This is a genomic window from bacterium (genome assembly GCA_024224155.1).
Taxonomy (GTDB): Bacteria; Acidobacteriota; Thermoanaerobaculia; order Multivoradales; family JAHEKO01; genus CALZIK01.
Window position 1 is genome coordinate 24,754 of record JAAENP010000124.1, and the last position, 7,734, is coordinate 32,487.

5 protein-coding genes are annotated in these 7,734 nt (G+C 64.3%); 2 read left to right on the forward strand and 3 right to left on the reverse strand.

Translation table 11 applies throughout. From position 1 onward, the window contains the following. Nucleotides 1–23 precede the first annotated feature (23 nt). Nucleotides 24–1,046, forward strand: a complete 1,023-nt coding sequence (locus GY769_06995) for an amidohydrolase family protein (protein ID MCP4201664.1) — start codon at nucleotides 24–26, stop codon at nucleotides 1,044–1,046. Nucleotides 1,047–1,139: 93 nt separating this feature from the next. Then, entirely contained in the window at nucleotides 1,140–4,751 is a 3,612-nt protein-coding gene (locus GY769_07000) for an FAD-dependent oxidoreductase (protein MCP4201665.1), read from the forward strand. 10 nt (nucleotides 4,752–4,761) lie between these two features. On the opposite strand, the gene GY769_07005 is transcribed toward GY769_07000, so the two are convergent. From GY769_07005 to GY769_07015, 3 genes are all read right to left on the reverse strand, one after another. Continuing rightward, on the reverse strand, nucleotides 4,762–5,961 hold the full coding sequence (locus GY769_07005) for a YgeY family selenium metabolism-linked hydrolase (GenBank protein ID MCP4201666.1): 1,200 nt from the start codon (nucleotides 5,959–5,961) through the stop codon (nucleotides 4,762–4,764). Between the two features lie 13 nt (nucleotides 5,962–5,974). Further along, complete coding sequence (gene thrC / locus GY769_07010; protein MCP4201667.1) at nucleotides 5,975–7,234, reverse strand: threonine synthase; 1,260 nt, start codon at nucleotides 7,232–7,234, stop codon at nucleotides 5,975–5,977. 22 nt (nucleotides 7,235–7,256) lie between these two features. After that, nucleotides 7,257–7,734, reverse strand: a 478-nt coding sequence (locus GY769_07015) for a carbamate kinase (protein ID MCP4201668.1), incomplete at its 5' end; no start/stop codon positions are given.

Consider the following 7,734-nt stretch of genomic DNA (forward strand, 5'->3'; position numbering starts at 1 on the left):
CGACAGCCCGACGGAGGTCGAGCATGGATAACACGACTCCGGGCCTCGTCTGTGCCCACCATCACCTGTACTCGTCTCTGGCGCGCGGCATGCCGGCACCTCCGAAGACGCCAACGAGCTTCCAGGAGATCCTTGAGCAGATCTGGTGGCGGCTGGACGCGGCGCTGGATCCGGAGATGATCCGCTGGTCGGCGATGCTCGGCGCGCTCGAAGCGCTCGAGGCGGGCACCACGGCAATCGTGGACCACCACGAGTCGCCGAACGCCATCGAGGGGTCGCTGTCGACGATCGCCGAAGCCTGCGCCGAGGTCGGTGTGCGAGTCGTCTGTGCCTACGGCGTGACCGACCGCCACGGGCCCGACGGAGCTCGGCGCGGCCTGGAGGAGAACGAGCGCTTTCTGCGAGGCGGGGGTAAGGGGCTGGTCGGCATCCATGCGGCGTTCACGTGCAGCGATGAGACGCTTGCGTCGGCGGCCGCGCTGGCTTCCGATCTGGGCGTCGGCGCCCACATTCACGTCGCCGAGGGTCTGGGCGACGTCAGCGCGCCCGAGCGCCTGGCCGGCTTGACCGATGACGACTGGCTTCTCGCCCACTGCATCCACATTCCGGACGACCACGGCCTCAAGGGTACGATTCAGCACAACACCAGATCCAACATGAACAACGCCGTCGGCTACGCTCGGCCCTTTCGATTCGACAACCCGGTGGTGCTGGGCTCCGACGGCATTGGTGGCAATATGATCGAGGAGTTCCGGCTCGCCTACGTCAAGCACCGTGAGGTCGACGTTCTGGCCACGCCCGAGACGGCCTGGGGCTGGCTCGAGAACGGCTGGGAGCTGGTGCCCGAGGCCCGAGAGGACGTCGTGACCTGGTCCTACGATCCCATGGATGCCTGGCACCTGGCTTTCACCCCGGGGGTGAGACCACTCGAGATCGTCATGGACGGAGAAGTGGTTTTCGCCGAGGGCAAGCCGACGCGCGTTGACGCGGGAGAGGTAAGGGCCAAGGCTGCGGAGCAGGCCAAGCGCCTGCACGCGCGACTATGAGCTGGAGGCAGGTGCCAGGCGGAAAGGCCGACGGGGTTGAAGCCGTGGGACGCCTCGTTCGCCGTCTCCAATGCGCAGAAGGGAGTTCTAGACATGTCGGACCGCTTTCACCCGATCTCGATGGAGCAGTTGACGGCGTGGGCTTTCACGGAGCTCGAGGAGAAGGACTCGCTATTCGGCGTGCCCCGATCGGCGATCTTTGTTCCCAGCCAAGCGGATCGATTCAAGCTGAGCAAGTACGGCGTCGGATTGGAGACGCCGTTCGGGGTCGCCGCCGGGCCCCAGTCCCAGATGGCTCAAAACATCGTGGTTTCCTGGCTCTGCGGATCTCGGTTCCTGGAGCTGAAGACCGTACAGACGCTCGACGAGCTCGATGTGAACAAGCCTTGCATCGACATCCAGGACGAGGGCTACAACGTCGAGTGGTCGCAGGAGCTCAAGGTCTACGAGTCCTTCGACGAGTACCTACGCGCCTGGGTGCTGATTCACGCTCTTCATCGGAAGTTCGGCTTCCCCGGCGATCGCCCGGGAATGATCTTCAACATGAGTGTCGGCTACAACATGGAGGGGATCCTCAAGCCGAACGTGCAGTGGTACTTCGAGGCGATGGCGGACTGCTCGGCCTACAAGCAGGCCTACGTCGACATCGTCGCCGAGTGGTGCCCCGAGGTGAGAGAGATCGAGATTCCCGACACCATCTCGGACACCATCACCCTGTCCACCATGCACGGCTGTCCGCCGGACGAGATCGAGAAGATCTGTACCTACCTACTGGACGAGCGTGAGCTGCACACCAGCGTCAAATGCAATCCGACCCTGCTCGGTCCGGAGAAGGTGCGCAGGATCATCAACGAAGAGCTCGGCTTCGGTGATGTCGAGATTCCCGACGAGGCCTTCGGGCACGATCTCAAGTACGAGGACGCGGTTCCGATGCTTCACAACCTGCGCCGGCTTGCCAAGGAAAAAGGGCTCGTGTTCGGCGTGAAGCTCACCAACACCCTCGAGGTCAAGAACTTTCGTGACGTTTTTCCGGACGACGACATGATGTATCTGTCGGGGCGCGCGCTCCATGCGGCAACCACGAATCTGGCTCAAACGCTCGCCGAGGAGTTTCGGGGGGATCTGCTGATCTCGTTCGCCGGCGGAGCGGATTGCTTCAATGTCGCGGACCTTCTGCGCTCCGGGGTCACCAGCATCACGGTCTGTTCCGATCTCCTCAAGTCCGGTGGTTATCTGCGGATGCTGCAGTATTTCGAGACTTTGAACGCCGCCATGGACGAAGCCGGAGCGCTGGATCTCACCGATTTCGTCTGCAAAACCGGAATCTCCCAGGCGGAGTTCGGAGACTTCGCGTCGATTCTCGGCGATGCGGCTCGGGATTCGGACCTGGAGCTGGGCACCGAGGCGTGCGAACCTCTGGCCGGGCGCTTGGCCGACTGGCGCGCCGGGCCGTCCGATGGAGAGCGGGTGACCGACGTCCTGAGCGCCTGGGCCGCCGAGAGCGGCTTTGACGAAGAGCAGACCGCGATTCTCGTTGGCTCGGCCGCGAGGACTCTCGGTCGGATCAACCTGCGCCAGTACGCGGCCCAGGCGAGGACCGAATGGCGCAGCAAGAAGGACTCGTTCCGCACCGACCGGTCCAAGACCCCTCGGCCCCTGGGTTTGTTCGACTGCATCGAGGCGCCGTGTGTCGAAGAGTGTCCGGTCGACCAGAAAGTGCCGCAGTACATGAATGCGGTCCGGACCGGAGACTTTGCCGGCGCGGTCGCGATCACCCGGGAGGACAACCCGCTGCCGGCCATCCTGGGTCGGGTTTGCGACCACTTGTGCGAGAACACTTGCATCCGCACTCACTACGACGAGCCGCTGGCGATCCGCGACATCAAGCGTTTCATCATGGAGCACGAAGCTTCCCCGAAAGTCTTTGATCGCTCGCCGGTGGGTGAGACCAAGGTGGGGATCATCGGTGGCGGTCCCGCCGGCCTTTCGGCGGCTCAGAATCTGGCCTACGCCGGTTTCGACGTGACCATCTTCGAGATGTACCCGTACGCCGGCGGCATGGTCGGCGGGGCGATCCCCCAGTACCGCCTGCCCCAGGCGGAGATCGACCAGGACGTCAAGATTCTCGAGGAGCTGGGCGTGGAGATTCGCTATGGCGTCAAGGCCGGCGGGGATTTCACCATGGCGCAGCTCCGGGCCGAGGGGTTCGGCTACGTCTTCGTGGCGGTTGGCGCCCAGCTGGCCAAGAGGTTGAACCTGCCCGGTGAGGACTCCGAGGGCGTTATGGACGCGCTGCGCTTTCTGCGCAGCGTTCGGGAGCAGAATCCCGTTCCGATCGGCAAGAGAGTTGGTGTCATCGGCGCCGGCGATACGGCGATGGACTGCGTGCGCTCGGCCTATCGGCTTGGTTCCGACGTATCACTCATCTACCGGCGCACGATCGACCAGATGCCCGCCGATCGGGAGGAGATTCGTGGCGCAATCGAAGAGGGCATCGACATTGTCGAGCTGGCGAAGCCCCACGCGCTCCACATCGAGGACGGCAAGCTCGTGGGGTTGGTGTGCACGAAGATGGAGTACCGTGGCGACCGGGACCGGAGCGGCCGGAAGATTCCGCACGAGATCGAAGGTACCGAATACGAGATTCCCCTCGACACGCTGATCCTCGCCATCAGCCAGCATGCGATTCTGGATTTCTTCGGCGACGAGGTGCCGGACCTGAACGACTGGGGCTACATCCGAGTGAACCCGGAGACCCACGAGTCCACCGTCTCGGGTGTCTATGCCGGTGGCGACGTGGCCGCCGACGGCCCCTCGTCGATCGTCAAGGCCGCGGCGGACGGCAAGCGAGTGGCCGCCGCCATCATCGCGCGGGAAGAGGCTGGCGCTGCCGGTGGCGCGAACGGCAACGGTCACGCCGAGGACTTCGATCTGCACGAGCTTCTGCTGCGCCGAGCCCACCGCGATTGGCGCGTGCCGCTGACACACACCTCGCTCGATGATCGGATGAACTTCAACGAGCCGATCAAGACCTACACTCGGGAAGAGGCCATGGCCGAGGCGAGCCGCTGTCTCGATTGCCACAACATCTGCAGCCTGTGCGTCGGGGTCTGCCCGAACATGGCGCTGATGACCTACGAGTCGAGTCCGTTTACCGCCAGCCTGCCGGCACTCAGCGTCGCGGCTGGCGAGGTCGTTGCCGGCGAGCCACGCGAGTTCAAGGCGGACCAACGCCATCAGATCGCGGTCTTGACCGACTTCTGCAACGAGTGCGGCAACTGCACGACGTTCTGTCCGACCTCCGGGGAGCCCTACCGCGACAAGCCGAGGCTCTACCTCGACCGAGCGGACTTCGGGGCACAAGAGGACAACGCCTTCATGCTCATCCGAGATCCGGAGACTCCTGAGGCGGCGGTGATCGAGGCACGCTGGAGCGGCGAGACCCACCGGTTGGAGGTGAATGGCGACCTTCGTTACACCTCGCCGGCTCTGTCGGCGCGTCTGACGGCGCCGGACCTCTCGCTACTCGAGGTCGAGGCGGGGCTCGGAGCCGGAGACGATGGCGAGCTGTCACTGGAGCCGTGCGCGACCATGTACGTCGTGCTCCAGGGCCTGTCGCAATCGATGCCCCATCTGCCGTGGGCGGCGCCGGAGGGTGCCTTGCCGGCGGTGACCAGGGTCACCCATCCCGGCTACGACGAGTAGGTCCGGAGCGCTACGGACGCTCGCAGTACTCGACGGCGAAGCTCATGTAGAAGGCGGCGGCGCGCACGAGATGCTCGATCTCGACTCTCTCGTTGGGCGCGTGGGCCCACTTCTCATGGCCGGGGCCGAAGCCGACCGTCGGAATATCGGCGAGGCCGGCGGTGGCGACGCCGTTCGTGCTGAACACCCAATAGCCGAGATGCGCGTCGCTGCCGAAGGCGCTTCGGTGCCCTCGAATCGCCGCCTCCATGGCCGGGTGAGTCAGCTCCGTTTGCCAGGAGGGAAAGTACTTCTTGGTTGGGTAGGAGAGGCCGGTGTAGCTCGGTGTGTCGTACTCGAGAACCGTGACCTTGGCTTGCTTCTTCTGCACCGACGGCAGGGAGTTGAGCTCCTCGATCACGGTTTCCTCTGTTTCACCGGTCGTCAGGCGCCGATCCAGGTGGATCGTGCAGCCGTCGGCTACCGCGCACAGGCTGGGTGAGGTCGAGCGGATCTGGCTGATGGTGACCGAGCCCTTGCCGAGCGGCTCGTGCGGCTTGAGCATCCCGTCGAGCCGTTCGATGTCCTCGATGATGTCGGCCATCTTGTAGACGGCGTTGATACCGCGAGCCGGCGCCGAGCCGTGACAAGAGATGCCCTCTGTCGAAATCTCGATCTCCATTCGACCGCGCTGGCCGCGGTAGATGGCGAGACTGGTCGGTTCGGTGATGACAACAACGTCGGGCCGGAGTTGGTCTTCGTTGACCAGATATTGCCAGCAGAGGCCGTCACAATCTTCTTCCTGGACTGTGGCAGTCACGTAGAGCGACAGATCGGCGGGTATCAGCCCGTTCTTCTTTAGCAGAGCAGCCGCGTAGACGGATGAAGCGACACCGCCTTTCATGTCGGTGGTGCCTTTGCCGAAGATCGCGCCGTCCTTCACCACCGGGTCGAACGGGTCTGTCTCCCAGAGAGCCGGCTGGCTGACGTCGACGGTGTCGACGTGGCCGTCGAGAGCGATCGAGCGCGGCCCCGAGCCGACGCGTCCAATGAGGTTACCCATCGGGTCGCCCCGGACCTCGTCGAACTCGAGCTGGTTCATCTCGCGCTCGATGCGGTGGACAACCCGCTCTTCGTCACTGCTGAGCGATGGGATAGCGACGATGTCACGCAGGAACTCGACCAGGTCGTCCTCGGACGCCTTGGCGATCTCGTGGAAGTTGTTGTTCATTTCGACACTCTCCTTATAGACCGAGAGCTGCTTCGGCGGATTCTACAGTTGGCTCGATCACTTCGGGTTCGCCGGCGACGCGGCGCGCCGAGGCAATGTCCTTCAAGCCACTGCCGGTGAGAAGACAGACGACCCGCTCACTGCTGCCGAGGTCGGCGGTGGCCGCCATCTTTTTGAGAGCCGCCCAGACCGTCGCGCACGAGGGCTCGACGAAGACGCCGGCCAGTCGCGCGATCTCGGTGACCGCGGCGAGGATCTCGTCGTCGGGAACCGTCACCGCTTCGCCACCGGATTCGATGACCGCTCGGGCGGCCGCGAGGCCGTCGCGCGGTAGATCCACCGAGATCGAGTCGGCGACCGTGGTGGCCTCCACCGCCTCGACCTCGACCCGGCTCCAGTCGATCGAGCCGGATTCGGTGGGCTCCGCTTGGAGGGTGTGGACGGTGTTGCTGATGGCGGCGCTGCCCTCCGACTGCGCACAGACGAGTCGGGGCAGACGATCGATCAGGCCGACAGCCCGCAGATCTCTGAAACCCTTCCAGACTCCGCTGATGATGTTGCCGTCGCCGACCGGCACGACCACCGTGTCGGGAGCCGTCCAGCCAAGCTGTTCACAGAGCTCGAAGGAGCAGGTCTTCTTGCCCTCGCGCGTGTAGGGGTTGTAGCCGGTGTTGCGGTTGAACCAGCCACGCTGATTGCACACCTCGAAGCACAGGTCGAAGGCGTCGTCGTAGGTGCCTCGGACGGCCAGCACTCGAGCCCCGAAAACGAGCAGTTGGGCGATCTTTGCGGCCGGCGCTTGCTCGGGAACGAAAACCACACACGGCACGCCGACGCTCGCCGCCATGCAGGCCATCGAGCTGCCGGCGTTGCCGGTGCTCGCCCCGGCGACCACCGCCGCTCCTAGCTCGCGGGCGCGGGTGATCGCAACGGCACTGGCGCGATCCTTGAACGAAGCGCTCGGGTTGAGACCCTCGTCTTTGAGAAAGAGATGCTCGAGCCCCACCCGACGCCCCAGGCGCTGCGCTTGGTACAGCGGGGTGGCGCCGACGCGCAGGGCAGGTGCGAGCGAGAGATCGCCCAGCGGCAGGAGCGGTGCGTATTTGAAGATGTCGTGTCGGACTCCACTGAACGGCAGTCTCGGGTCAAGGGTGGCCTGGAGTCTGCTGTAGTCGTAGGTCACGTCGAGATTGCCACCGCAGGTGGGACAGACGTAACCGCCAAAGTTGGCGGGTTGGCTACCGCCGCAGGCAAAGCACTCGAATCCGCTCATGAACATGTGATCGGCCCTGCTTTCAGCCCACGATGTGGGTGCCGGTTTTTCCTTGGATGGCCTCTTCGAGGAGCTCGGGTCTGGTGATGATCACTCTCTTGCCCCCGTGTTCGAGAAAGTCAATCGCCGCCTCGATCTTGGGCTTCATGCTGCCCGGCGCGAAGTGCCCCTCGTCCAGGTACCGCTTGGCGTCGTCGATCGTGATCTCGTCCAGATCCTGCTGATCCGGCTTGCCGAAGTTGATCGCGACCTTCGCGACAGCGGTCGACAGAAGAAACAGTTCGGCGCCGAGGTTCTTGGCCAGCAGACAGGAGGCGAGGTCTTTGTCGATGACCGCGGCGACTCCCTTTAGGTCTCCATTCGGCTCTCGAACCACCGGAATCCCGCCGCCGCCGACAGTGACGACCGGAATGTCCGCGTCCACGAGAACGCGGATCGCCTCCTCCTCGGCTATCTCGAGCTGTCTTGGTGACGGCTCCACACGTCTCCAGCCTCGGTTC